Origin of the sequence: Rhodoferax ferrireducens (assembly GCF_049302455.1) — a bacterium.
GTDB classification, from domain to species: Bacteria; Pseudomonadota; Gammaproteobacteria; order Burkholderiales; family Burkholderiaceae_C; genus Rhodoferax; species Rhodoferax ferrireducens_B.
Genome location: NZ_JBAQMD010000118.1, coordinates 78,729 through 101,426 on the forward strand (window position 1 = coordinate 78,729; position 22,698 = coordinate 101,426).

General features: G+C 61.4%; 20 protein-coding genes. 11 read left to right on the forward strand and 9 right to left on the reverse strand.

Annotated elements, in window-relative coordinates:
• Positions 1–48: 48 nt before the first annotated feature.
• Positions 49–957 (reverse strand): thioredoxin, encoded by a 909-nt coding sequence (trxA, locus tag WA157_RS20020; RefSeq protein ID WP_422622659.1) that lies wholly within the window; start codon positions 955–957, stop codon positions 49–51.
• Between the two features lie 106 nt (positions 958–1,063).
• Here trxA and purE point away from each other — a divergent pair, with 106 nt between their 5' ends.
• Genes purE through WA157_RS20035 form a run of 3 tightly spaced genes read left to right on the forward strand, consistent with a single transcriptional unit; the run spans position 1,064 to position 3,944 of the window.
• On the forward strand, positions 1,064–1,555 hold the full coding sequence (purE, locus tag WA157_RS20025) for a 5-(carboxyamino)imidazole ribonucleotide mutase (protein WP_041789984.1): 492 nt from the start codon (positions 1,064–1,066) through the stop codon (positions 1,553–1,555).
• Entirely contained in the window at positions 1,552–2,766 is a 1,215-nt protein-coding gene (locus WA157_RS20030; protein WP_422622660.1) for a 5-(carboxyamino)imidazole ribonucleotide synthase, read from the forward strand. Before purE ends, WA157_RS20030 begins: the two co-directional genes overlap by 4 nt.
• Before the next feature lie 14 nt (positions 2,767–2,780).
• Positions 2,781–3,944 (forward strand): L-threonylcarbamoyladenylate synthase, encoded by a 1,164-nt coding sequence (locus WA157_RS20035; protein ID WP_422622693.1) that lies wholly within the window; start codon positions 2,781–2,783, stop codon positions 3,942–3,944.
• A gap of 57 nt (positions 3,945–4,001) precedes the next feature.
• Here the strand turns inward: WA157_RS20035 and WA157_RS20040 are convergent, their stop codons facing one another.
• The 4 genes from WA157_RS20040 to dacB all read right to left on the reverse strand — a co-directional run bounded on the left by WA157_RS20040 (position 4,002) and on the right by dacB (position 8,004).
• The gene (locus WA157_RS20040) at positions 4,002–4,688 is read right to left on the reverse strand and encodes an OmpW/AlkL family protein (protein ID WP_422622661.1); all 687 of its coding nucleotides are present in this window, start codon (positions 4,686–4,688) and stop codon (positions 4,002–4,004) included.
• Between the two features lie 27 nt (positions 4,689–4,715).
• Positions 4,716–6,131: an SGNH/GDSL hydrolase family protein gene (locus WA157_RS20045; RefSeq protein ID WP_422622662.1), complete on the reverse strand. Its 1,416-nt coding sequence runs from the start codon at positions 6,129–6,131 to the stop codon at positions 4,716–4,718.
• Between the two features lie 153 nt (positions 6,132–6,284).
• Positions 6,285–6,539 carry a SemiSWEET transporter gene (locus tag WA157_RS20050; RefSeq protein ID WP_422622663.1) on the reverse strand — a complete coding sequence of 85 codons (255 nt, stop codon included), beginning with the start codon at positions 6,537–6,539 and terminating at the stop codon, positions 6,285–6,287.
• Positions 6,526–8,004 (reverse strand): D-alanyl-D-alanine carboxypeptidase/D-alanyl-D-alanine endopeptidase, encoded by a 1,479-nt coding sequence (dacB, locus tag WA157_RS20055; RefSeq protein ID WP_422622664.1) that lies wholly within the window; start codon positions 8,002–8,004, stop codon positions 6,526–6,528. The genes WA157_RS20050 and dacB overlap by 14 nt, the downstream gene beginning before the upstream one ends.
• A gap of 43 nt (positions 8,005–8,047) precedes the next feature.
• On the opposite strand from dacB, the gene WA157_RS20060 reads away from it, so the two are divergent.
• Positions 8,048–9,079, forward strand: coding sequence for a DMT family transporter (locus tag WA157_RS20060; RefSeq protein ID WP_422622665.1), 1,032 nt, complete (start codon positions 8,048–8,050; stop codon positions 9,077–9,079).
• Here WA157_RS20060 and WA157_RS20065 read toward each other — a convergent pair.
• Both WA157_RS20065 and WA157_RS20070 read right to left on the reverse strand, forming a co-directional pair.
• Complete coding sequence (locus WA157_RS20065; RefSeq protein ID WP_422622666.1) at positions 9,069–13,175, reverse strand: NACHT domain-containing protein; 4,107 nt, start codon at positions 13,173–13,175, stop codon at positions 9,069–9,071. The genes WA157_RS20060 and WA157_RS20065 overlap by 11 nt on opposite strands.
• 8 nt (positions 13,176–13,183) lie before the next feature.
• Positions 13,184–14,446: an ATP-binding protein gene (locus WA157_RS20070; protein WP_422622667.1), complete on the reverse strand. Its 1,263-nt coding sequence runs from the start codon at positions 14,444–14,446 to the stop codon at positions 13,184–13,186.
• Positions 14,447–14,646: 200 nt separating this feature from the next.
• On the opposite strand from WA157_RS20070, the gene tsaB reads away from it, so the two are divergent.
• Genes tsaB through WA157_RS20085 form a run of 3 tightly spaced genes read left to right on the forward strand, consistent with a single transcriptional unit; the run spans position 14,647 to position 16,765 of the window.
• Positions 14,647–15,363, forward strand: coding sequence for a tRNA (adenosine(37)-N6)-threonylcarbamoyltransferase complex dimerization subunit type 1 TsaB (gene tsaB, locus WA157_RS20075; RefSeq protein ID WP_422622668.1), 717 nt, complete (start codon positions 14,647–14,649; stop codon positions 15,361–15,363).
• On the forward strand, positions 15,360–15,827 hold the full coding sequence (gene rimI, locus WA157_RS20080; RefSeq protein WP_422622669.1) for a ribosomal protein S18-alanine N-acetyltransferase: 468 nt from the start codon (positions 15,360–15,362) through the stop codon (positions 15,825–15,827). Before tsaB ends, rimI begins: the two co-directional genes overlap by 4 nt.
• A gap of 41 nt (positions 15,828–15,868) precedes the next feature.
• Entirely contained in the window at positions 15,869–16,765 is an 897-nt protein-coding gene (locus WA157_RS20085; RefSeq protein ID WP_422622670.1) for a uracil-DNA glycosylase, read from the forward strand.
• Here the strand turns inward: WA157_RS20085 and WA157_RS20090 are convergent.
• Positions 16,762–17,931, reverse strand: a complete 1,170-nt coding sequence (locus WA157_RS20090; protein WP_422622671.1) for an MFS transporter — start codon at positions 17,929–17,931, stop codon at positions 16,762–16,764. The two genes, WA157_RS20085 and WA157_RS20090, sit on opposite strands and share 4 nt — an antisense overlap.
• A gap of 152 nt (positions 17,932–18,083) precedes the next feature.
• Here WA157_RS20090 and phnC point away from each other — a divergent pair, with 152 nt between their 5' ends.
• Genes phnC through phnE form a run of 3 tightly spaced genes read left to right on the forward strand, consistent with a single transcriptional unit; the run spans position 18,084 to position 20,779 of the window.
• On the forward strand, positions 18,084–18,965 hold the full coding sequence (gene phnC, locus WA157_RS20095; RefSeq protein ID WP_422622672.1) for a phosphonate ABC transporter ATP-binding protein: 882 nt from the start codon (positions 18,084–18,086) through the stop codon (positions 18,963–18,965).
• Between the two features lie 42 nt (positions 18,966–19,007).
• Entirely contained in the window at positions 19,008–19,976 is a 969-nt protein-coding gene (gene phnD / locus WA157_RS20100) for a phosphonate ABC transporter substrate-binding protein (protein ID WP_422622673.1), read from the forward strand.
• Complete coding sequence (gene phnE, locus WA157_RS20105) at positions 19,976–20,779, forward strand: phosphonate ABC transporter, permease protein PhnE (protein ID WP_422622674.1); 804 nt, start codon at positions 19,976–19,978, stop codon at positions 20,777–20,779. The genes phnD and phnE overlap by 1 nt, the downstream gene beginning before the upstream one ends.
• A 13-nt stretch (positions 20,780–20,792) precedes the next feature.
• Here the strand turns inward: phnE and WA157_RS20110 are convergent, their stop codons facing one another.
• Positions 20,793–20,999, reverse strand: coding sequence for a hypothetical protein (locus WA157_RS20110; RefSeq protein WP_422622675.1), 207 nt, complete (start codon positions 20,997–20,999; stop codon positions 20,793–20,795).
• Positions 21,000–21,209: 210 nt separating this feature from the next.
• Between WA157_RS20110 and WA157_RS20115 the strand changes: the two genes are divergently transcribed.
• Positions 21,210–22,652, forward strand: a complete 1,443-nt coding sequence (locus WA157_RS20115) for a dihydrolipoyl dehydrogenase (RefSeq protein ID WP_422622694.1) — start codon at positions 21,210–21,212, stop codon at positions 22,650–22,652.
• Positions 22,653–22,698 lie beyond the last annotated feature (46 nt).

The window sequence follows — 22,698 nt, forward strand, 5'->3', positions numbered from 1 at the left end:
CGCAAGTCCTGCCGCCCAGGCAGCTCAGCACCGACGCCTAGCGCCCATTCAGCTCAGCACCACGCTGCTCAGGCGGCGCCGGTAGGTCGCCACCACCGGGTCCACCGGCGGAATCTGGCCGTCGGCGACCTTGACCTTGGGCGGCTCGATGATGTCCAGAATCGCGATATAGGTCTTGCGCGCGAGGTCGTCGGCCCAGCTCTTGTCGCGCATCAAAATTTCCAGCAGCTCGTCCATGGCGCCGGTCCAGTCCTGCGCTGCGATCAGCGATTGGGCTTTGCCAAAGCGGGCATCGAAATCACGCTTGTTCGCCGCAATCTTTGCATCAAATCCAGTTGTAGCCCCCGTCAAATCTGCGCGATCAGCTGCAAAATCAATAGCGTCCATCCAGCGCTGCAACGAATCAAAGCGGCGCACCAACGCAGTCTTGGCAATCACCGGGGCGAAGGCGACTTTGGCGTCGTCCGTGCGCCCCTCTTGCAGCAGCCGTTTGACGTAGTTGAAGCGGGCCTCCTCGTCGTCCGGATTCTTGAGCACGGCCTGCTGCAGCGCCTCGCGGATGGCGTCGGGGTCGTTCTCATCGGGTGCGTCCGACACCGTCTCGGCCGTCACCTCGGCCTCCAGCACCTCACCGGCGGGCAGGTGTTTGTCCAGAAACGCCTTGATTTCGCCCTCCGGCAGGGCGCCCATGAAGCCATCGACCGGCTTGCCCTGAAACATCAGCACGCAGGTGGGGATGCTGCGCACGCCAAAGGCCTGGCTGAGTTCCTGCTCCTGGTCGGAGTCGATCTTGACCAGCTTGAAGCGCCCGGCGTAAGCCGTCTCCAGCTTTTCCAGCAGCGGGCCGATGACTTTGCACGGGCCACACCAAGGGGCCCAGAAGTCGACCAGCACGGGAACAGTCATCGAGGCGGCAACCACCTCGGCGTCAAAATTTGCAATCGTTACGTTCATCATGGGGGGCAGTTCGGGTTGGGGGTAAGTAAAATTCAATTTAATCAACTTGCGGGACAGACCGCAGCCGGCCAAGCGTAGCGCACCGGCAAGCACTGTCCTCAACACTATGAAAATTCAAATCGGTGTCGTTATGGGCTCCAGCTCCGACTGGGACACGATGCAACACGCAGTCCACATTCTCCAACAGTTTGGCATCACACACGAGGCCCGTGTGGTTTCGGCCCATCGCATGCCCGACGATATGTTTGCTTACGCTGAAACGGCGCGCGCACGCGGCCTGCAAGCCATCATCGCCGGGGCCGGTGGCGCGGCGCACTTGCCGGGCATGCTGGCCGCCAAGACCACCGTGCCGGTGCTGGGCGTGCCGGTGGCGTCCAGGCATCTGTCGGGCGTGGACTCGCTGCACAGCATTGTGCAAATGCCCAAGGGCGTGCCGGTCGCGACCTTCGCCATTGGCGCGGCCGGCGCGGCCAACGCCGCGCTGTTTGCGGTGGCCATGCTGGCCAATCACGACACCGCGCTGCGGACCCAGCTTGACGCCTTTCGTGCCGCGCAAACCGAAACCGCCCGCGGCATGACCCTGCCGCCACGGCTATGAGCGTCAAGACCATTCTGCCCGGCACGACAGGCACGGCCGCAACCGCCGGCAGCGGCCAGCAAACGACGCTTGGCGTCATGGGCGGCGGTCAATTGGGCCGCATGTTTGTGCAGGCGGCGCAAGCCATGGGTTACTTCACCGCGGTGCTCGACCCGGACGTGATCAGCCCGGCCGGGCTGGTGAGTCACTACCACATTCAGAGCGACTACCTGAACGAGCAAGGCCTGGCGCAGCTGATGCAGCGCTGCGCGGCGATCACCACCGAGTTTGAGAACGTGCCCGCTCCCGCCTTGGTCACGCTGGGCGCGCACCGTCCCGTGGCGCCGGGTGCCGAGGCGGTCGGCATCGCACAGGACCGGATCAAGGAAAAAGCGCATTTTGTGCGCTGTGGCGTGCCGGTAGCACCCTATGCGGTGATTGAAACAGCGGCGCAGCTGGCGGCGGTGGCCGACGATTTGCTCCCCGGCATCCTGAAGACTGCGCGCCTGGGTTACGACGGCAAGGGCCAGCTGCGCGTTGGCAGCCGGGCCGAACTGGCTGCGGCCTGGGATGAACTGAAGAACGTGGCTTGCGTGCTGGAAAAAATGCTGCCACTGCAAGCCGAGTGTTCGGTGATCGTGGCGCGCGGCTGGGACGGCAGCTGCGTCAACTTCGCGCCACAACTCAACCTGCACCGCGACGGCATTCTGGCGGTCACCCAGGCTTATGAAGGAAATATGCCTTCAGCCCTCGTGCAGCAAGCGGTAGCAGCTACCAAATCAATAGCAGATGAATTGCGGTACGTGGGTGTTCTGTGTGTCGAGTTTTTCTTGCTGCAAGACGACTCCAAAGCGGCGCAGACGCTGGGCACCTTGATCGTGAACGAGATGGCGCCGCGCCCGCACAACAGCGGCCACTACACGCTGGACGCCTGCGACCTGTCGCAGTTTGACCTGCAGGTGCGCACGCTCACCGGTTTGCCGCTGCTGCAGCCGCGCCAGCACAGCCCGGCCATCATGCTCAATTTACTGGGCGATTTGTGGATCGATGGCGCGTCGCCGCCGTGGGATCAGGTGTTGGCGCTGCCGGGTGCGCATCTGCACCTGTACGGCAAGCTCAAAGCCAGCAAGGGCCGCAAGATGGGACACCTGACCTTCACCGGCGCCACCGTGGCCGAGGTGCGCGCCACGGCGCTGGCGGCAGCCCGGCTGCTGGGCATTGACCCCTTTTGAGTGCAACACCCAGCATGATCCTGGATGGTTTTGCCGCAAGTTCCATCGCGCTTGGTGCCCAACGCATCAGGGCTGGCGACTTATTGGGCTTGCCCACTGAGACGGTGTACGGCTTGGCCGCGGATGCCGAAAACGACGCGGCCGTGGCGCAGATCTTCAAGGCCAAGGGCCGCCCGGTGGACCACCCGCTGATCGTGCATGTGCGCGATGCAGGCTGCGTGGGGCACTTTGCAGCTCAGGTGCCGGACTTTGCCGACCGGCTCATGCAAGCCTTCTGGCCCGGGCCGCTGACGCTGATCCTGCCGCGCCGCCCCGGTGTGGCCAGCGCGGCCGCCGGTGGGCAGGACACGATTGGCCTGCGCTGCCCGTCGCACCCGGTGGCGCAAGCGCTGCTCCAGGCGCTGCGCCTGAATGGGGGGCAGATTCCCGCTCATTCTGAAAGCGCAGAGTCGCAAGAGAAAGAATGGGCATCTCAGCCCCATGGGGTCTGGGGCATCGCCGCCCCCAGCGCGAATCAGTTTGGCCGGGTCAGCCCGACCACCGCCGCGCATGTGCAAAGCGAGTTTGGCCCTGACTTGCTGATTCTGGACGGTGGTGCCTGCACGGTCGGCATCGAGTCCACCATCATCGACTGCACGCGCGGCCAGCCGGTGCTGTTGCGGCCCGGCGCCATCACGCGCGAACAGGTGCAAGCCGCTTGTGGCCTGAAAGTGCTGTTGAAGGACGAGCTGGCGACGCATGCTGCGCCCGCGCCCAGGGCCTCCGGCACGCTGGAGTCGCATTACGCACCGAAGGCCACGGTACGGCTGATGGATGCGGCTGCGCTGCAAGCCGCGCTCGCTCGGTGGGTGGCTGATGAGGCTGCGATGGGCCCTGCAGCCAGCGCTGCGGTCGCTACCCAGGCGCAGGCCCCAGCGCTGCCGACGATTGCCGTCTATGCCCGCAGCGTCCACCCAAGCCATTCGTCCCGGCTGCTGTCGCAACACATGCCCGCTGACGCGGCAGCGGCGGCGCGTGAATTGTTTGCCGTGCTGCGCCATCTGGATGCCCAGGGCGTGCAGCAGATGTGGATTGAGACGCCACCTGCGGGTGCCGAGTGGGACGGTGTGCGCGACCGCCTGCAACGGGCAGCCAGCCAGGTCGGCAACCCAAGCTGGCGAGATAGACGACAGCCATGAAAAATCCCCTGCGAATCTCTCGGCTCGCAGGGGATGTCAGGCATTTGGCTTGGTCGTTTAGAACTTGTAGCCGACAGCGATACCGTAGGCGGCTGGGTCCAGGTCCATGTCCATGTGTTGACCGGTGGACATGTGGGTGGTGGTGCTGAGCTTGGACTTGGTATAGAAGACGTCAATAAACCACTTCTCATTCAAGGCCAGCGTAGCGCCGATTTGCGGCGTCAGGATGAACTTGGCATCGACGTTGAGTTGGGTCGGCGGGCCACCGGGGTTGGTGGTGGCGGTCAAACGGCCGCTGCCTTCTTCGTTAAAGAAATAGGCGTAAGTGACACCCAAGCCGATGTAGGGTCGGAACTTGGCATTGGCCTCCAGAAAACGGTATTGCAGGAACAGGGTCACCGGCAGCGCCTGAACCGTGCCCAGGTCACCGGAGCCGGCCATGGAGCCGGCACCAATGATCCTGTGCTTGAAGGGCAGCGCCAGCGGCACGTCCACCGACCAGTGATCGGTGTACATGTAGGTGATACCGCCGCTGAGCTGGGTGTCAGCGCCGACATCGGACTTGGTGCAGCCGGTGGGGCCGTCGCCGAAATCAGGCGCCGACAGGCAGCTGCTGTTGACCGATGGCGCCAGTTTGGTGACACCGGCACGCACCATCCAGGTGCCTGCGGTTTGGGCGCAGACGCCACCGGCAGTTAGCATGGCGGCAACCGCCACAGTGAGGAACTTCACTTGATATGTCATAAAGGTTTCTCCTTGAAGTTCAATGGATTAAAGCCAGCCCGCGATGACCAAGGCCTTGGTCACGTACTGGGCCAACAGCTTGTGACCGTAGGGCGTGGGGTGGACGTTGTCGGCGAAGAGGTAATGCGACGTATCACCTGCGATGAGGTTGCCTGCGTTGCAGACCAAAGAACTGCCGTCCGCTTTTCCTGCCGTGGCCAGCACGTTGACGGGGGAAGTCAGGTTACAAGCCACATCCTTCACATTCGTCAAGGCGTAATGCGCCTTGTTCGCCAGTTGCCGCCGATTCTCGGCAAAGGCATCCACAAAGACCACACCGGGGACCGCAACACCGGGCGAAACTTCCAACGCGGTTTGCAGGGTCGTATTGAATTGGGACGTCAATGCCAACACAAGCTGCTGCTGGGAATTGTCCTTGATGCTGCCATCCGTGTTGTAAACAATGGTGGCCATCGCCATCGGTGTCTGGCTGACATCGGGAATATTGACCACCACCACATGCTTGGCTCCGCTGGTGATCATGCTCTTGACAGAATTGGCCAGGGCGGTGGCTGCAACGGCCATGCCGGTCATCGCATTGGCTGCACCGGTCGTGGCGAGGTAGGTGTTCCCGGCGGCGATGGCGGCCGCACCGGCGGTCTGAGCAATCGTTGCCGCGTTGGCTACAGCGGTGTTGGTGTAGCCGTTCATTGCGGCGTGAGTGGCGGCAGCCGTCACGGCAGCAGTGATGATGCTGGTCGGCGTCGCCGTTGTTTTAACCGCTTCGGTCTGAATGGCGCCGCCAATAAACGCCTGAGCGGCCAACTGATTGGCCGGAGGTGCACCAGCCACCAGTTGGGTCACCAACGATGTCGCCAGAGCAGCACCACCGGCTGCAGTGGCATCCGCTTTTAACTTGTCGGTCTGCCCAAACAAGTCGTTGGCACCACCGAGCACCGTGACCAGTTCGGTACCAGCAAAACTGCCACCATCAGCCAGATAGTTTGCAATCTGCGTCACCACGGGCTCGGTGAGCGGGCCGGCTGTAAATCCAACACCGACAGGATTGCCCACCCCTTTTGGATCGACAACACGGGCGCCGCCCTGGGCGTAGTTGGTGCACCCTGCGACCACGCTTTCGACGACACCAAAGCCACCCGTACGCGCCGCGCAGGATGTCTTGCCAATGGCCGCGGCTGAAACCAATTGCGCCCAGTTGTAGCTGGGGACTGGATCGGCACCAACGGCACTGGCACTGGCAATGCCATTGACGGTAAACATGCCCCCGCCCGAAGCTTTGATCGGACCCACGCTGTAAGTCCCGGCATCGCTCAGGCTGTCGCCAAACGACACCACGCTGGCGTATTTGACAGCCGGGGACTGGTCCCCATCACCGCCGCCGCCGCAGGCGGCCACCAGCAGCGCGGCGGCGAAGGCCGTTGCTAGAACTCTGAATTGCTTCATCTGTTGACTCCAATAAAATAAAAAAGAACGGTCGTGCTATTTACGGGTCAAATCATAGGTTGCCGGCCACAAGGCGGGTATTGGGGTAAACCCCTTTTCGACGATTTTTGACGAGGCGACCCGAAGTCCGGGCTCAGGCCAATGGGGAGCGATTCACCGAAACCGCAGCTTCATCACCAGAATGCCCCCGGCCAGGACCAGCGTGACGACGTTGGCGATCACGATCGGCCAGGCGCCCAGCAACAGGCCATAAATCAGCCAGCAGGCGACACCGGCGGTAAAGACGCTGTACATGCCCAGCGAGATGCCGCGCACGTCGCGTGTTGTGAAGGTGTGCCAGGCTTGCGGCACAAAGCTGACGGTGGTCAGGACGGCGGCGCAGTAGCCAAATAGTTCAGTCAGGGACATGGGCGCCATTGTCTCTCACCGTCCAGTCCAGCAGCGCATCGATGGCCGGGCGCGCGGCATTGGCGTTGGGGTGATTGATGAGGGCGACCAGCACGTAGCGCCGGCCGCTATGGGCATGCACATAACCGGCTACCGCCACCACGCCGCGCAGGCTGCCGGTTTTGAGGTGCGCCCGGCCCTGCGACTGCGCTTGACTGCGTTTGAGCGTGCCGTCGACACCGGCAATCGGCAGTGAACTCATCAGTTCGGGCATCAGGGGCGACACGTAGGCCGACTGCAGCAGGCGCGCCAGCGCCTGGGCGCTGATGCGCGCCTCGCGCGACAGGCCAGAGCCGTTGTCCAGCGTGGGCACGTCCGTGGCACCGATGCGTTGCTGCCACCAACGCTGCACCAGGTCGCGCGAAGCCGCACGCGTGCCCTGGCCCTGGGCACTCAGGCTGAGCGTCAGGAACAGTTGTTGCGCCATCACGTTGTTGCTGTACTTGTTGATATCGCGGATCACCTCGGCCAGCGGCGGCGAAGCGACTTCAAACGTGGGCGGCAGCCCCAGGGCCAGCGGCGGCACGGAGCCCAAGCGCACCGTGCCGCCAAGCTGGCCGCCCATTTGTTGCCACAGGCCTTGCACAGCGCGCGCGTTGTAGCTGGCGGGGTCGGCGTAGGCGACGGGCCAGACTTTCTCCAGGCAACTCGCCGGGTAGCTGCCCGCAAAGCGGATGCGCGCCGGGTCAGAGAAATCAGCCCTGAGCGCTGCCCGGTAGTCGCCACAACTGCCATTCGTGCCCTTTGTCCCATTGGTCCCATTAGTCCCCTTCGTTCCATTGGCCAGTGGCACGCTGGTCTGCATCTGCACACCATACAGCGGCGGCTCGAACTGCACCGATGCGCTGTTGGCTGCCAAGTCCGGCACGAAGGTCATGACGACGGATTTGAAGTTGAGCAGCAGCGCGTCGGGCGCCACGTTGTAGGGGCGCAGCGGCTCGCCGTCAAAGCTGGCCGGGTCCACGTCCAGCGGCTCAAAGGCGCTGTGATCCAGCACCATGTCACCGGCGATTTTTTGGATCCCCAGGCCTTGCACCCGGCGCAGCAGCAGCCACAGGCGCTCGGCCACCAGCTTGGGGTCGCCCTGGCCCTTGATATAGAGATTGCCAAACAAAGTGCCGTCCCTCACGGCGCCTTCCACATAGACCGGCGTGCGCCAGCTGTAGGCCGGGCCCAGCAGGTCCAGCGCCGCGTAGGTGGTCACCAGCTTCATCACCGAGGCCGGGTTCATGGGCACGTTGGCGCGGTAGCTCAGGCGCGGCGGCAATTTGCCCTCGGCATCCATCACCAGCAGCGCCACGGCATCGCGCGGCACCTGGGCGCGCGCCAGCGCCGCGTCCACCTCGGGCGGCAGGTTTTGTGCCAGGGCGGGCCACAGCGTCAAGGCCCCGATCAAAATAGCCAGCAAGCGAATAGGGGAGGACATGCACCGATTATCCAGCCGCCGCTGCGCCACGGATAATGGCGTGATGCACGCTGCCTCACCCTCGAATTCAAGCGCTTTTTCAGCGCGCACCATCGGCATCGCCGCCGCCGTGGTCACGGTGCTGGTCTGGACCTCGTTCATCCTGATCGCCCGCGTATCAAGCGACCCGGCGCGCGGCGGCACGCTCACCCCCTTCGACCTGGCCTTTTGCCGCATCGTCGGCGCCAGTCTGGTGTTGTTGCCCTGGGGCGCTTGGCTGGTGTACCGCGATCGCGATCGCGGCATCCATCAGTCGTCGCTGCTGGGCGTGTCGCCTTTGTGCTGGCGCGTCACCGCCACGGTGGGCCTGTTTGGCGGGCTGCTGTATGCGCTGGTGGCCTACAACGGTTTTGTGTTTGCCCCGGCGGCGCACGCCTCGGTGTTGCTGCCGGGCAGTCTGCCGCTGTGGACGGCGCTGCTGGCGGCGCTGATTTTGCATGACCACATCACGCCGGTGCGCGCGCTGGGGCTGGGGCTGATCGTTCTGGGCGACCTGCTGGTGGGCGGCAAGAGCCTGATCGGCGCCTTCGACGGCGGCGAGGTCTGGAAGGGCGATCTGCTGTTCATGCTGGCGGCTTTGACTTGGGCCTGTTACAGCGTGCTGGCGCGGCGCTATCACCTGAACGCGGTGCGCGCCACCATTGCCATCACCGCGTTTGCGTTTGTGACTTATGTGCCGGTTTACACCGTGCTGCTGCTCGGTGGCTGGGTACAGGGCCAGGTGTTTAGCGCGCCGCTGCGCGAAGTGCTGTTCCAGGCTGTCTTTCAGGGCTGGGGCTCGGTGGTGGTATCGGGCATCACGTTTACCAAGATGATCCAGCACTTTGGCCCGGTGCGCTCGACCATGATCACGGCGCTGGTGCCGGGCCTGTCGGCCCTGGGCGCGGTGCTGTTGTTGGGCGAACCGCTGTACTGGAATCTGGCTGCGGGCCTGGTCCTGGTGACGCTGGGGATTTTGTTTGGGGTGCGGGTGGCGCTACCTGTTGCAATTAAAACAATAGCTTCTCAAGCAGGTAGCACGGGGGCTAGAGGCTGATTTTCTTTATAGATTGAGTCGCGGTCGGCTTTGAGCAGTCCACCACCAGAACTGCGATCTTGTGTCGCAGTTCCTCCGGCACGGTGGCTGCCAGCCGCTGCTGCAACTCTTGTGGTGTTTTGACTTTGGCACCGCCGTCAGTTGGGGCTGCTTTCATGTTGCCGGCAAACCAGAAGACCAGGAAGATGCCGTAGCCATCGCTGGCCGGTTCTCTGCAGTATTGGGCGATCAACTGATTGCCAATCGCTTTCCACACGTCTTTATGCCACTCCCCCTTGGCTTCCATGGGAATGTGGATCAGTCCTGAAGCGACTTCAATATCTGCCCTCTTTCTGTCAGCGTGGTGGCGCTCGGGCTCTGCCGAAATACTAATCGGAGCAAGACGTGGTTTGAGGGCAGACAACAAGGCGTTACGGCAACGTTCTTCGGATTTTGGGATGTCACCGGCCCAATATTGGTCATAGTCATCCGTGTCGCTGTCCCGAATCCCACGTATCAGCTGCTTTAGGTGATCAACCGTCAGAGCGAATAGATCGGCCGCGTTAGCGGGGTTAAGTTTGTTGGCCAGCGTTTGGCAAACTTTTGCGACTGAAGCGGGTTTGAACAGCGCTTTTCGCCGTGTGATGCGTTGGTCATACAGAGCGCGGCTGAGCGAGTCGCCCCAGTGTTTCAAGTCTTGCCGCTGCTGCAGAGCCGTCAGGGCATCTAGTGCAGCATCGTCGGGCTTGCCTGCAAGCGCTGAAATCAGACTTTCAACATAGCGGCCCATCTCCATTTCCGGGGTAACCCAGCCGGACCCCCTTACCCAAGATGGATTTGAACGAGAACCCAATAGGCCGATCAGAAAGGATTGTGTCGCGACGGGCAGATCGGCCTGCAAGCGGCCTCTTCCTCTGCGTTCATGAACTAGCGCAAACACATGGCTGATGCGAACCTGGGTTTTCTCAACAAACTGTTGGGTGCGTTCCAGATACAGCTCGGGCGCAAGCAAGACACCGGCCGTCAGCCAGTAAGCGTGTTGTGCCACATCCATGCCTTTGGTGCTAAGTTTGCTGGCAATTAACGAGAGCTGGGTTTCTCGGGATACGCGACCCATCATCGAGACGATCAACAGCCGCAGGCTCGGCAACTGCTTCTTGCTTGCTTTGACGGGAAAGTCAGCGATAAGCTTCGGCGAAATTTGACTTGCAACTGCCGCGTAGTCTGCGTCAAGGGCCAGTACCTGCAAACCATCAACATGTTCTCTTTTTGCGCCGATTTGTTGGCTTATCAAGCGCTGGAGGACGTTGGCCAAAACCGTGGGGCGTTGTGTCAGCAGTTGCTTGAACCAGACGGGTGTTTCATAGAAGTTGTTGGTCAGACGAAAAGCGACTACCGTTTCCAAAAGGGCTGGCGGCAGATCAAACGCCGCCGCTGGGTCTTCTGCGTAGCGCAGTTCCATGGCGGCGAGGCAGGGCGCCGCCAGGCTGTAGCGTCGACCTTTGGTGTGGAGATCAACGATATCGGCCGCGGAAGGCAGGTTATCGCGGAACAGGCACTGGCGCAAGCCATGCAGGGCAAGGCGAACCCATTCCTTGTCTTGGTTCAGTAACTCAAGCAGGCGAGTTTCAGGATTTTTCTCATCTGAACGCCGAAAAAAGTTGAGGTAGGCGTTTGCCACCTCGACCAACGCGCCTAAGTGAGCCGGACCGGTAGCAAAACCGGACAGTGTTTCGCTAAAGAATTTGATCGTCTGACGTGACTCCTCGGCGGCACGCTCTTTGTACTTGATCTCATGGTCAATATATTCTTGCTCGGGCTCAAGTGGCGGATAGGGACAGCGAAGAAAATCCGCGACCCAGACGGCATCGATTGAGTGGTCGGCGGACCAGTTTTCTAGAAGTTCAATTGCAGTGTTTGGCCCCGTTCTTTGATGGGTTAGCTGAAACGATTCGGTAACCAGCTGGCGCCGCAAGTTCTCATCAATGCTTGCTTCGGCCAGCGACAAATACCAAAGCATGGCGTCGTCAGGCTCAGGCGCGCCATAAAGCTTCGCGCGAATCCACCACAAATTACGGAAGACAGTTTCGCTCGTATTGGCTTGCACGGATAAGCCATGTTCAAACAATGCTTTGTAAATAGCGGGGCGCTCGCCAAGCCATTGCGCTAAGGCGGCCTTGTTTGGTTGATCAAGCGGGCAGTGCTGGTGAGGGCCCAAGCCCAGGGACAGCCAGTTGTAAAGCCGTCGCACATCAATTCGGTCCCCGTTCTGTGTCACGCCTCGTACCAGCAATTCACCTACGATTTGGGGCGAGCCCATGTGGTCGTGCTGGTTGCTGAGCTGATAACCTGTCGAAAACAAGGCATCCAACAAGATTGGAACGTCTTCCGGTGGTGTTTTTTCTTTTGACAGGTCATGCCAAAACTGCCAGTAGGAGCCCAGCAGTTGCTCAGACTTGGGTTTCCTGAAGTACCGCCATACCTCTGCTGGGGAAATATGGTTGGGATAGAGGACTTGCAGCAGCGTACCCAGAAGCTCGTCTTCCAAGTCCTCTACGACGTTGCTGTGAACGTCCGCCAGCAGTTGTGTGAGTGTTGACCAGCTGTTGTCTTCTTGCGCATAGGTGGCAAGAATTTCTAATGCTTCTTTGCGTGAGCCTGACCAATACGTTTTATCGCGGACCACCTGTTCCAACTCTGGGGCCAGGGTTGGCATGTGCTGCCCATGCGCCAAGGCATCCAATACGCAATCGAGCAACGCCAGATGCGGCGAGTTGCGGTCGGCCGATTGCAGCAGGGCTTTGAAATCTCCTGCCATGTCCGCCGTCGCCAAGGCGCCAAAGGAATGGCTCGCCCAATTCTGGTTGCGAAAATAGGTGTAGCGCGTGGCTTCATCACGCAAGGCGTCGAGTACCTGCAATTTCTCAGTGCGGCTGAAGGCGCGCACGTCGCCGTTCAGCACCACGCCCAGCGGGTCGCGCTCAATCAACTCGCGGCGCAGTTCCTCTGACGCTGTCGCGGCCAGCCAGGCGTGCAGGCCGCGCAGTTCGGGCACGATACCAGCATCCTGGCCCAGCATCAACGCCAGAACACGGCTGGCGGGCAAGCCAGCGTGAATGCGAGTAATTAGGTAGTGCGCGCCCAGATACTCCGCTACGGTGCGGTGAACGGGGACGAATTCACTACGGCCAGTCCCTCGGAACAGGCTGGTTCGAAGGGCGGCTTGGCAGGCTGCTATATCGGGCGCGTTTTCGCCTCGGCTGAGGTCCGTCAACGCCAGAGTGCCCGCGTGGGGTTCGCGTGCTGACTGTCGCGCGATGGCTGCACTGCCGGATAGCAGCATGACGGCGCTCAGGTAGCCTGCGGCCTGAAGCATTTGTTCAGAAGGCAGGAGGTCATTTTGTTGTGTGGTGCGGTGTTCCTCGTTCTGCTCTTGAACCAGTTGCTCGCAGGCCAGTGCATATGTTTCGGTTTTGCTGGCAGGCCAGTGGTTCGACCTGGCGGACATGGCCTTGACCAACATGCGCAAGGTTTGCGGGTTGTCCAGCAAGCCTTCAAGATCACGGTGTTCGGCCTCGCGCATGAACTGGGCTGCGTCTTGCTCATTGGATGGTTGCCAATGGGCAATCAAGGCCTGGGTTTGATTGCGGGTCAAAGGGGCGAGATGCAGCTCTAAAAAGTTGTTGTCACCGACCAAGCGCTGCAGTGCTGCGCTGTCAGTGTTGCCGCGCCAATCCGCCTCCCGGCAGGAAATCCGAAACTTCGGTGTGCCGAGCTGCTGAAGTTTGCTTCGGATCTGCCCGAGCGGGGTTGATCCGGTCGCGTTGCCCGCCGTCATCTCATCAAGTCCGTCGATGAAAATCAAGGGACTCTGATCCTTTGGCGAACCCAGTTCCACAAAGTCGCGTGCCGTGGTGTAGTAGCCGGCTTCTGCCTCGCTCAGTGTTTTGAAAGCGTCTGTTTTCCCGGCGCCGGGGTCGGCAATCAATACCCACGCCGGCACGTCACGGTAGTGGCTCAGGGGTTCAGGGTTGGACAAGGTGTCGTCTTGCATTCGCTTCATGGCGCTGCGCTCAAGCGGCAGGTGGTCTGAAGTTTGGATTTTGAAGGCTTTCACGTCAGACCTCACTCCAAATCAAGCCAATGCGCCAGTGGATACGAGAGAAACTCAGTCAACTCAACGCCACCCGTGCCGACCAGCAAAGGTTTGCCGGCGGGATGCTGTTTTACAAATTCATGAAGGCCACCGAGCTTGCCGATGGATGGACCACTTTTCACCTCTATCGCGGTCAGCCGGATGGCATCGGCGATCACAAAGTCCACCTCATGCGGGCTTTCGCGCCAGTAACTGATCTCCTCGTTGCTGGTCGCCGTGTTGCAAAGATGCGCGCCCACCGTGCTTTCAACCAAACGCCCCCAGTAGCTGCGATCAGCCTGCGCCTGGGCAAATGTATAAGCTGTGGCGCTGGACATCAACGCGGTATTGAGTACGTTGAATTTCGGCGCAGATGCGCGCCGCCGCGCCGCGCCCACATGGTATTTTTTCAGCCCGGTTAACAGGCCTGCGTTGCCTAGCAGGTCAAGGTAGCCGGCTAGCGTGGTCTCATTCCCGGCATCCTGCAGCTGCCCTTTGACTTTACCCAACGCGAGGATTTGGCCCGAGTAGCTGGCCCCCAATTCAAAAAGTTGCTTGAGCAAGGCTGGCTTGTCCACGCGGGTCATTTGCAGAATGTCGGTGTCGATGCTGGGTTGCACCAAGCTAGCCAGAACATAGTTGCGCCAGCGGCCTTCGTCGCGTATCAATCGGGCGCTACCAGGATAGCCACCGAAATAAATGTATTCATTGAGCGTGAAATCAAACGCCTGGTGCATCTCGATAAATGACCAATGCGTTGCGCGCATGAGCTCGTAGCGACCCGCCAGACTTTCGGTCAAGCCCTTTTGCATCAGCAGCGGAGAACTTCCCAACAAGATCACGTGCATTTCCAGACCTTGGGCACGGTCCGCATCCCACAAACCTTTGACGGTGTCCGACCAACGTGGCACTTTCTGGATTTCATCCAGTACAAAAGCGAAAGGCTGCTCAGGGCTGTTGAGTTTGAATGCTGTGCATTGTTGCCGTGCGTTTCGCCAGCTACGTATCAGCCAGGCGGCATCCCGGGGCGCCCCCTCAACCTCGCTGGTCTGAGACGTGAAGTCCCCGAATGCCGGTGTGCGAGGCTCGGTGGGCTGGTCGACGGCAAGAAAATAATGCGCTTTTTTTTCCAGAGCCTGACGCACCAAAGTGGTTTTTCCGACTTGCCTGGGACCGGCCACAATCGTGATGAACAGGGGCGGTTCTTGCAATCGGTCGCGCAACGCCTGAACTTGACTACGATAAAAGGTCATAAATCATACTGAGTAAATTTGCTCAATATGATTACAAACATATTGAATCATGTCAAATGCAGCGCTGACAGTGCATGAGCGACGGCACTTGGATTTGAGTGCGCCCCTGTGAATTCTTCCATTTTTGCTATTAAAAAGGTAGCTGATGACTCAAATTTCTCGGGGGCAAGAGGTTGGTTTGCTCGGTAAAATAATCGCCGATGAATCTGCTCGCCTTTGACACCAGCACCGACATCATGTCGGTCGCCGTGCAGCGCGCCAACGCAGCAGGCGCAACGACGACGCACCCGGTCTGGCAGCACAGCGGCCCCGGCGGCGCGCAGACCTCAAGCCAGCTGATTCCGACCATCCAGCGCCTGATGGCGCAGGCCGCCCTGCAATTTGCTGATCTGGACGCGATTGTCTTTGGCCGTGGACCGGGCTCGTTTACCGGTCTGCGCACCGCTTGCTCGGTGGCGCAGGGCCTGGCTTTTGGCGCGAACCTGAAGGTACTGCCGATCGACACCTTGCTGGCGGTGGCGGAAGAAGCCCGTTTTCAGCAGGTGAGCGCTTTGGCCCACTGGCAGGTGCTGGCCTTGCTGGACGCCCGGATGGACGAGATGTATGCCGCCGGCTACGTTTTCGATAGTGGCAAGTGGAAGCAGATCAAGGGCTACAGCCTGATTTGCCCTGAAGACTTAAGCCAGGATGCCGACTGTCCGCTGGCCGGCAATGTGTTTGCCAACTACGGTGCGCGTCTGCCCGGCGTGGCGCCGCGCATCGAGGCCCTGCCCGCTGCCCGCGCCCTGCTGCGCCTGGCGCCCGCCCTGCTGGCCGACGGCGCCGCCGTTGCCGCCGGGCAGGCGCTGCCGCTTTATATCCGCGACAAAGTGGCCAAAACCACGCTTGAGCGCGCCACTGAGAAGGCGGCGCTGTGAGCGCCGTTCCCAAAACCGTCGAGGTCCGCTTCGAGCCCCTGACGCCCGAGAAGTTGGACGCCTTGTTGCGCGTGGAGCAGCAAGCCTATGCCCATCCCTGGGAGCGGCGCAACTTCGAGGACTCGATCAATGCCGGCCATCAAATCCAGCTCTTGATGGCGCAGGACACCTTGCTGGGCTATTTTGTGGCCATGAAAGGGGTGGACGAGGTGCACTTGCTCAACATCACCGTGGCCCCCGATTACCAGCGCCAGGGCTGGGCGCAGGTGCTGCTGGACGCGCTCACGCTCTGGGCCAGGGGGCAAGGCGCCGAGTGGTTGTGGCTGGAGGTGCGCGTGAGCAATGAGCGTGCCATCATGGTCTACGAAGCCCACGGTTTTTGCCGCGTCGGTCAACGCAAAAACTACTACCCCGATGACGATGGTCAGCGCGAAGACGCGATCGTGATGAGCTTGCGGCTTTGAACGCACAAAAAACGACGCGCCAGCTGGGCGAAAATGCGACTATGAGTCTAGCCCTCGATCCCCGCCAGCGCGCCATGTTGCAAGAGATGGGGGTGCGCGTCTGGATGCCTGCGGCCGCGGCTGATCTGCCGGTCGCGGCGCCGGCGCTGCCAGCCGCCGTGCAGGCAGCGCCAGAAGCGCCCAATAATGCTATTAAAACAGTAGCTACCAACATAGCAATGACGGGGGCTACAGCTCAAAAAGTCTTAAAGACTTCAGCACCACCCAAAACCAGGGAAACGGCTACCAGCACGGGCGTACCCGCCGCTGATGTGGCCGGCCTGGACTGGCCCGCGCTGACGCAGGCCATCGCCACTTGCCAGGCGTGCCCCCTGTGCACTGGGCGCCGCACCGCCGTGCAAGCGGCGCCCGATGCACCGCGCCTGGCCGATTGGCTGCTGGTGGGCGAGCCGCCCGATGATGCCGACGAGCAAGCGGGAGCGCCTTTTGCCGGAGCAGCAGGTCAATTGCTCGACAACATGCTCAAGGCGTTGGGCCTGAGCCGCCACGCCGGCAGTGGCGTTGCCGCCCCAGCGGCTCAAGCGGCGACAGCGGCTTACGTCACCCCGATCGTCAAGTGCCGCCCGGCGCAGACGCGCAACCCGACCCAGGCCGAACTCGCCAGCTGCGAAAACTACCTGCGCCGCGAAGTGGCCCTGGTGCGGCCCAAGGTCATCCTGGCCTTGGGCCGGTTTGCCGCGCAGGGCTTGTTGCAGGGCAGTCTGCCCGGTTTGGCCGGCACGCCGCTGGGCCAACTGCGTGGGCAAATCTACCGCTACCAGGGTATTCCAGTCATCGTCAGTTATCCGCCGAGTTATCTGCTGCGCAGCCCGCAGCACAAAGCCCGCGCCTGGGTTGATTTGTGCCAGGCGCAGGAGGCCCTGCGGCGCGGCGGCTAAGCCACCCGCGCCCGCACTTGCCGCAGCCTGAGCCACACCAGCGCCGCAGCCGTCAAGGCCACCGGCAGCAAGGAGCCGACATTGAGCAACTGCCAGCCGCGGGTCGTGACCAGCACGCCGGAGGCCAACGAGCTCACGGCCAGCGTGGCGAAAACAAAGAAATTCAGGGCGCCCTGAGCCCGGTCTTTTTCCTCGGGCGAGTAGGTTTGCAAGGACAGTGTGGTGCTGCCTGTGAACAGGAAATTCCAGCCCACGCCGAGTAAAAACAGCGCGATCAAAAACTGCTGCAGGTCCACGCCGGACAGCGCCACCAGGATACACAGCGCATTAAGCGCCACGCCAACCCCCATGATGGTCAGCGTGCCGAAGCGCTTGATCAGATGGCCGGTGAAGAACCCGGGCGCAAACATGCCGATCACATGCCATTCCAGCACCAGCGCCACATCGGAAAACGGCAGACTGCACTGCTGCATGGCCAGCGGTGTGGCCGCCATCAGCAGGTTCATCACACCGAAGCTCAAAGCGCCCGCAGCAGCCGCCACGATGAAGGCGGGCTGTCGCATGATCTCGGCCAGCGGACGGCCGCTGCCGGTTGACTTCTTTACCGGCGGCGGCGGGAATTTTATGAAGGCCAGCACGAGCATCGCCAACAAGGCCACGCCGGCCAGGGCCAGGTAGGCGCCAGCAAACGGTACGCTCGTGAGCGTGCGGGTCTGGGCCGCCAGGTTGGGCCCCAGCACGGCGCCAATCAGCCCCCCGGCCATCACCAGCGACACGGCCTTTTCGCGCCAGGCCAGGGTCGCGAGTTCAGCCGCCGCAAAGCGATACAGGTTGGCGTTGGCGTTGTAGTAGCCCGCCACCACCGTCGCCGTACACAACAACCAGAAATTCTTGCTGACGGCGGCATAGGCGCACAGCAAAGCCGACGCCAGCGCCACCAGCAGACCCATCTGAAACGACAGCTTGCGCCCAAAGCGATGCTGGGTCTTGGCCACCAAACCGGTCGACAGCGCACCGCCGACCACGTAGCCCATGACGGGCAGGGTTGCCATCCAGCCCAGCGGCGCCAGGCTCAAGCCCACCAGACCATTGATGGCGATGAAGGTGACGTTGTTGGTCAGGAAAAGTCCCTGGCAAATGGCCAGCAGCCAGAGGTGTCGGTTCATGGGGGTAGAGCCGTAAAAGGAGACCTGTATTTTCACCGCATTGCAGGCGCGCACCCTCAAGCCGCTTGCTGCGCTGGAACAAATAGCCGACCCAACCGACATCTGTTTGTCATATTGCGCCGTTAAGTTAGGCGCTTCGAACAGGAGTCACCATGAGCACAGCCATCAGCATCAATGCACTGAACAAGACATTTCGCGGCGGCCGCAAAGCGCTGCACGATATTCATCTGGATATCAAGGCCGGTGAAATGGTGGCGCTGATTGGCGCCTCGGGCTCCGGCAAGTCAACCCTGCTGCGCCACATGGCCGGCCTCATGGCCGGGGACGGTGCGGGCCAGGGGCTGATCCAGATCCACGGCCAGACCGTGCAGCAGAACGGAAAAATCGCAGCCGACATCCGACGCACCCGCGCGGGCGTTGGCTTCGTCTTTCAGCAGTTCAACCTGGTGGACCGGCTGCCCGTCATCGTCAACGTGCTGGCCGGCACGCTGCACCGCGTGCCTTTGTGGCGCAGTCTGCTGCGCTGGTTCACGCCCAGTGAGGTGGCCCGCGGCGTGGAGGCCTTGCGGCGGGTCGGCATCGCCGAGTGTTGCGCCCAGCGCGCCTCGACCCTGTCGGGCGGCCAGCAGCAGCGCGCTGCCATTGCGCGCGCCATGGTGCAGGGCGCCCGGGTCATCCTGGCTGACGAACCCATTGCCTCGCTCGATCCCGAGTCCTCACGCAAGGTCATGGACATCCTGGCGCGCGTCAACCGGGAGGACAAATGCACGGTGGTGGTGTCGCTGCACCAGGTGAACGTCGCCATCAAGTATTGCCCCCGCACCGTCGCCCTGCACCAGGGGCGCGTGGTGTACGACGGCCCTTCGGTGGCGCTGACGCCCACCTTGCTGCGCGAACTCTATGGCGCCGATGCCGATGACATCCTGGCGCTGGGCGACCACATCACCAGCCTGCAGGACAACAAGCCGGCTGCGCCGCATCTGGTCTGGCCCGCTCCGCTGGCAGCGCGCGCCCCGCTCGCCAGCGCGGCCTGAATCCGATTTCTCTCTCGTGTCACACTTCAAAAGGAAACTCCCATGATCAAGAAACTGCTCGCCAGCCTGGCTGGCGCCACGCTCATCGCCATCAATCCCGTGGCAGCCCAGGAATTGAAGGAAATCAATTTCGGCATCATCTCGACCGAATCGTCCCAGAACCTGAGATCGGACTGGCAACCGGTGCTGGACGGCATGGCCAAAAAAACCGGCATGAAGGTCAATGCCTTTTTTGCCCCGGACTACGCCGGCATCATCGAAGGCATGCGCTTCAACAAGGTCCATGTGGCCTGGTTTGGCAACAAGTCGGCGATGGAAGCCGTGGACCGCGCCGGTGGTGAGGTGTTTGCGCAAATGGTCAACGCCGACGGCACGCAGGGCTACTACTCGCATCTGATCGTGCACAAGGACAGCCCGATCAAATCGCTGGACGACATGCTCAAGCAAGGCAAGAACCTGTCCTTCGGCAACGGCGACCCCAACTCCACCTCGGGCTTCCTGGTGCCCAGCTATTACGTCTTTGCCCAAAACAAGATCGACCCCAAGACTTTCTTCAAGCTCACGCGCAGCGCCAACCATGAGTCCAACGCACTGGCAGTCGCCAACAAGCAGGTGGACGTGGCCACCAACAACAGCGAGAACCTGGACAAGCTGAAAGAAAAACTGCCCGAAAAATTCAACGACATCCGCGTCATCTGGACCTCGCCGCTGATCCCGCTGGACCCGCTGGTGATCCGCAAGGATTTGCCCGAAGCCACCAAGGCCAAAGTGCGTGATTTCTTCTACACCTATGGCCAAGGCGGCCAGCAGGAAAAAGACAACCTCTTCAAGCTGTCCAAGCTCTCGGGCTTCAAGGCATCGAGCAACGGCCAGCTCATTCCCATTCGCCAGCTTGAACTCTTCAAGGCGCGCAACAAATTCGAAGCCGATGCCAATCTGGCCGCTGCCGACAAGCAGAGCAAGCTGGCCGATATCGACAAACAACTGGCTGCGCTGGGCAAGGTGCAGTAATGCGGACCGCACCTCAACCAAGGCCTGATTTTCTTGAGGTGCAAACACCCCGTACCAACCTGCTGGGCTTGTTGGCCTGGGGTCTTTTGCTGGCCTTGCTGGCCGGCTCCTGGCGGGGCGCCGATATGCGCCCATTCGACCTGGTGCGCGATGCGGGCAACATGGCCACCTACGCCTTTGATTTCTTTCCGCCAAAATTTGGCGACTGGCGGCTGTACCTGCGGGAAATGATCGTCACGCTGGAAATTGCGCTGTGGGGCACGGCGCTGGCCGTGGTGTTTGCCGTGCCGCTGGGCTTGCTGTCATCCGTCAATATCACGCCGTGGTGGATTCACCAGCCGATCCGCCGCCTGATGGACGCGGCGCGCGCCATCAACGAGATGGTGTTTGCCATGCTGTTCATCGTGGCCGTGGGCCTGGGGCCTTTTGCCGGTGTGCTGGCCCTGTTTGTCCACACCACCGGCATTCTGGCCAAACTGTTTTCCGAAGCGGTGGAGTCGATTGACGCCCAGCCGGTGGAGGGCATCCGCGCCACCGGTGCCCATGCGTTGGAAGAAATTGTCTACGGCATCATCCCGCAGGTGCTGCCCTTGTGGATTTCCTATTCGCTCTACCGTTTTGAATCGAATGTGCGCTCCGCCTCGGTGGTGGGCATGGTCGGTGCCGGCGGCATCGGTGTCATTCTGTGGGAAATCATTCGCGGCTTTCAATACGCCGAAACCTGCGCCGTGATGATCATCATCATTGTGACGGTGACGGTGATTGACGTGATCTCCGCGCGAATTCGCAAATCCCTCATCTGAAACATTGCGGAAGTCAGCGCTTGGGCGTTCCCACCGGCCCGCGCCGCGACTGCGACTGATTGCTTCCGCCCACGTGCGACTCGCGGTCGCTGCGGCTGTCCGGCGTGCGCTGGCCCTGATTCAACTGCGTGGGCGCTTGCTCACCCTGCTTGTTGGTGTCGTTTTCGACCTTGCCGGTATGCGGTGCCTGTTTGTCACGCGGGTTCGGACTGTGTTTCATGGTGGTCTCCTTGCAGTGGATAAGCAAAAGCGTTTTCCGATGAGTTCTCACATTACTGGAAGTAGAGGCAGCCTGCAAGCGAAAACCTCAACTGTGGCTGGTTGACTTTGAGCTTTGTTCGCTAGCGAACAGACTCATCACGCCGGGAGGCCTACATTGCAGAAGTTCAAGAACCGCAACACGAACCCCGGGAAAACCATGCTGAACGACTTGAAACCCATTCACGCCAATGTCGCCGTCATAGGTGCCGGTACCGCCGGCATGGGCGCCTACCGGGCCGCCCGCGCCCATACCGATTCCGTCTTGCTGATTGAAGGCGACGTCTACGGGACGACTTGCGCCCGTGTGGGCTGCATGCCCAGCAAACTGCTGATTGCCGCTGCGGAGGCGGCGCATCAGGCTCGGCATACCGAACCGTTCGGGGTGCAGGTGAAAGGCATCACCGTTGACGGCGCGGCAGTCATGGCGCGCGTGCAGCGCGAACGCAACCGTTTTGTCGGATTCGTGCTGGAGACGGTTGAAGCCATTCCGCCGTGTGACCGCTTAAAGGCAAAGGTCAGTTTTCAGGATGCCAGTACGCTGGTGACGGAACACGGCCAGTTGATTCACGCCCAGCGCGTCGTCATCGCCACCGGCAGCATTCCCATGCTGCCGCCGGTGCTCAAAGGTCTGAGCGCGCACCTGCTCACCAATGAAAGCGTATTCGACTTGCCCACTTTGCCGGCAAGTCTGGCGGTGTTCGGCCCCGGCATACTGGGGATGGAACTGGCCCAGGCCATGAGCCGCCTGGGCGTGAAGGTCAAGGTGTTCGGCGTCGGCGGCGGTATTGCCGGTATTCAGGACCCGGCCATTCGGGATTACGCCCACAAGGTTTTCAACGAAGAGTTCTATCTGGATGCGTCGGCTCAGGTGAAGTCTGTCAAAGAAGTGGCTGGCGGGGTCGAAGTCCATTACCTGCATCGGGACGGGGCCTGGCAAACCGAGCCGTTTGAGTATGTGCTAGCGGCGGCCGGCCGGACGCCCAATCTCGCCGGGCTGGCGTTGGAAAACACCGGCTTGCAGCTGAACGAGCGCGGCGTGCCGGTGTTTGACCGTTTCACCCAGCAGTGCGGCAGCAGCGCGATCTTTATTGCCGGCGACGCCAGCAACGACATCCCCCTGCTGCACGAAGCCGCCGACCAGGGTCGCATCGCGGGCGAGAATGCCGGGCGTTATCCCGAGATTCAACCCGGCTTGCGCCGCACGCCCCTGGCGGTGGTCTTCACCGATCCTCAAATCGCGTCGGTGGGGTTCAACCTGAAACAGCTCGACCAGCAATTCAAGGATCGCTTCGCAGAGGGACTCGTGTCCTTTGAGGACCAGGGGCGCAGTCGGGTCATGCTGCGCAACAAGGGCATTCTGAAAGTCTACGGCGAGCATGGCAGCGGCTTGTTCCTGGGGGCGGAAATGTTCGGCCCCGCCGCCGAGCACATCGGGCATCTGCTGGCCTGGGCGGCGCAACAGCGTATGACCGTGTCCGCCATGCTGGACATGCCCTTTTACCATCCAGTCATTGAAGAAGGCTTGCGCACCGCCCTGCGGGATCTCAACCACAAGCTGCACATCGGGCCGCCAGTGATAGAGCGTTGTATGGATTGCGGGCCGGGTGCCTGATTGAGGCGGCCTTGTCCAAAGAGGATCTTCATGCCGCTCCTAATGT

What these genes read in the sequence shown, in the direction of transcription:
- WA157_RS20045 (WP_422622662.1), bottom strand. Translation starts at nt 6,131, where the DNA reads ATGAAGCAATTCAGAGTTCTAGCAACGGCCTTCGCCGCCGCGCTGCTG.
- WA157_RS20060 (WP_422622665.1), top strand. Translation starts at nt 8,048, where the DNA reads ATGCACGCTGCCTCACCCTCGAATTCAAGCGCTTTTTCAGCGCGCACC.
- WA157_RS20040 (WP_422622661.1), bottom strand. Translation starts at nt 4,688, where the DNA reads ATGACATATCAAGTGAAGTTCCTCACTGTGGCGGTTGCCGCCATGCTA.
- WA157_RS20050 (WP_422622663.1), bottom strand. Translation starts at nt 6,539, where the DNA reads ATGTCCCTGACTGAACTATTTGGCTACTGCGCCGCCGTCCTGACCACC.
- WA157_RS20035 (WP_422622693.1), top strand. Translation starts at nt 2,781, where the DNA reads ATGATCCTGGATGGTTTTGCCGCAAGTTCCATCGCGCTTGGTGCCCAA.
- WA157_RS20085 (WP_422622670.1), top strand. Translation starts at nt 15,869, where the DNA reads ATGAGTCTAGCCCTCGATCCCCGCCAGCGCGCCATGTTGCAAGAGATG.
- WA157_RS20090 (WP_422622671.1), bottom strand. Translation starts at nt 17,931, where the DNA reads ATGAACCGACACCTCTGGCTGCTGGCCATTTGCCAGGGACTTTTCCTG.
- purE (WP_041789984.1), top strand. Translation starts at nt 1,064, where the DNA reads ATGAAAATTCAAATCGGTGTCGTTATGGGCTCCAGCTCCGACTGGGAC.
- WA157_RS20110 (WP_422622675.1), bottom strand. Translation starts at nt 20,999, where the DNA reads ATGAAACACAGTCCGAACCCGCGTGACAAACAGGCACCGCATACCGGC.
- WA157_RS20030 (WP_422622660.1), top strand. Translation starts at nt 1,552, where the DNA reads ATGAGCGTCAAGACCATTCTGCCCGGCACGACAGGCACGGCCGCAACC.
- phnC (WP_422622672.1), top strand. Translation starts at nt 18,084, where the DNA reads ATGAGCACAGCCATCAGCATCAATGCACTGAACAAGACATTTCGCGGC.
- WA157_RS20070 (WP_422622667.1), bottom strand. Translation starts at nt 14,446, where the DNA reads ATGACCTTTTATCGTAGTCAAGTTCAGGCGTTGCGCGACCGATTGCAA.
- dacB (WP_422622664.1), bottom strand. Translation starts at nt 8,004, where the DNA reads ATGTCCTCCCCTATTCGCTTGCTGGCTATTTTGATCGGGGCCTTGACG.
- phnD (WP_422622673.1), top strand. Translation starts at nt 19,008, where the DNA reads ATGATCAAGAAACTGCTCGCCAGCCTGGCTGGCGCCACGCTCATCGCC.
- phnE (WP_422622674.1), top strand. Translation starts at nt 19,976, where the DNA reads ATGCGGACCGCACCTCAACCAAGGCCTGATTTTCTTGAGGTGCAAACA.
- tsaB (WP_422622668.1), top strand. Translation starts at nt 14,647, where the DNA reads ATGAATCTGCTCGCCTTTGACACCAGCACCGACATCATGTCGGTCGCC.
- trxA (WP_422622659.1), bottom strand. Translation starts at nt 957, where the DNA reads ATGATGAACGTAACGATTGCAAATTTTGACGCCGAGGTGGTTGCCGCC.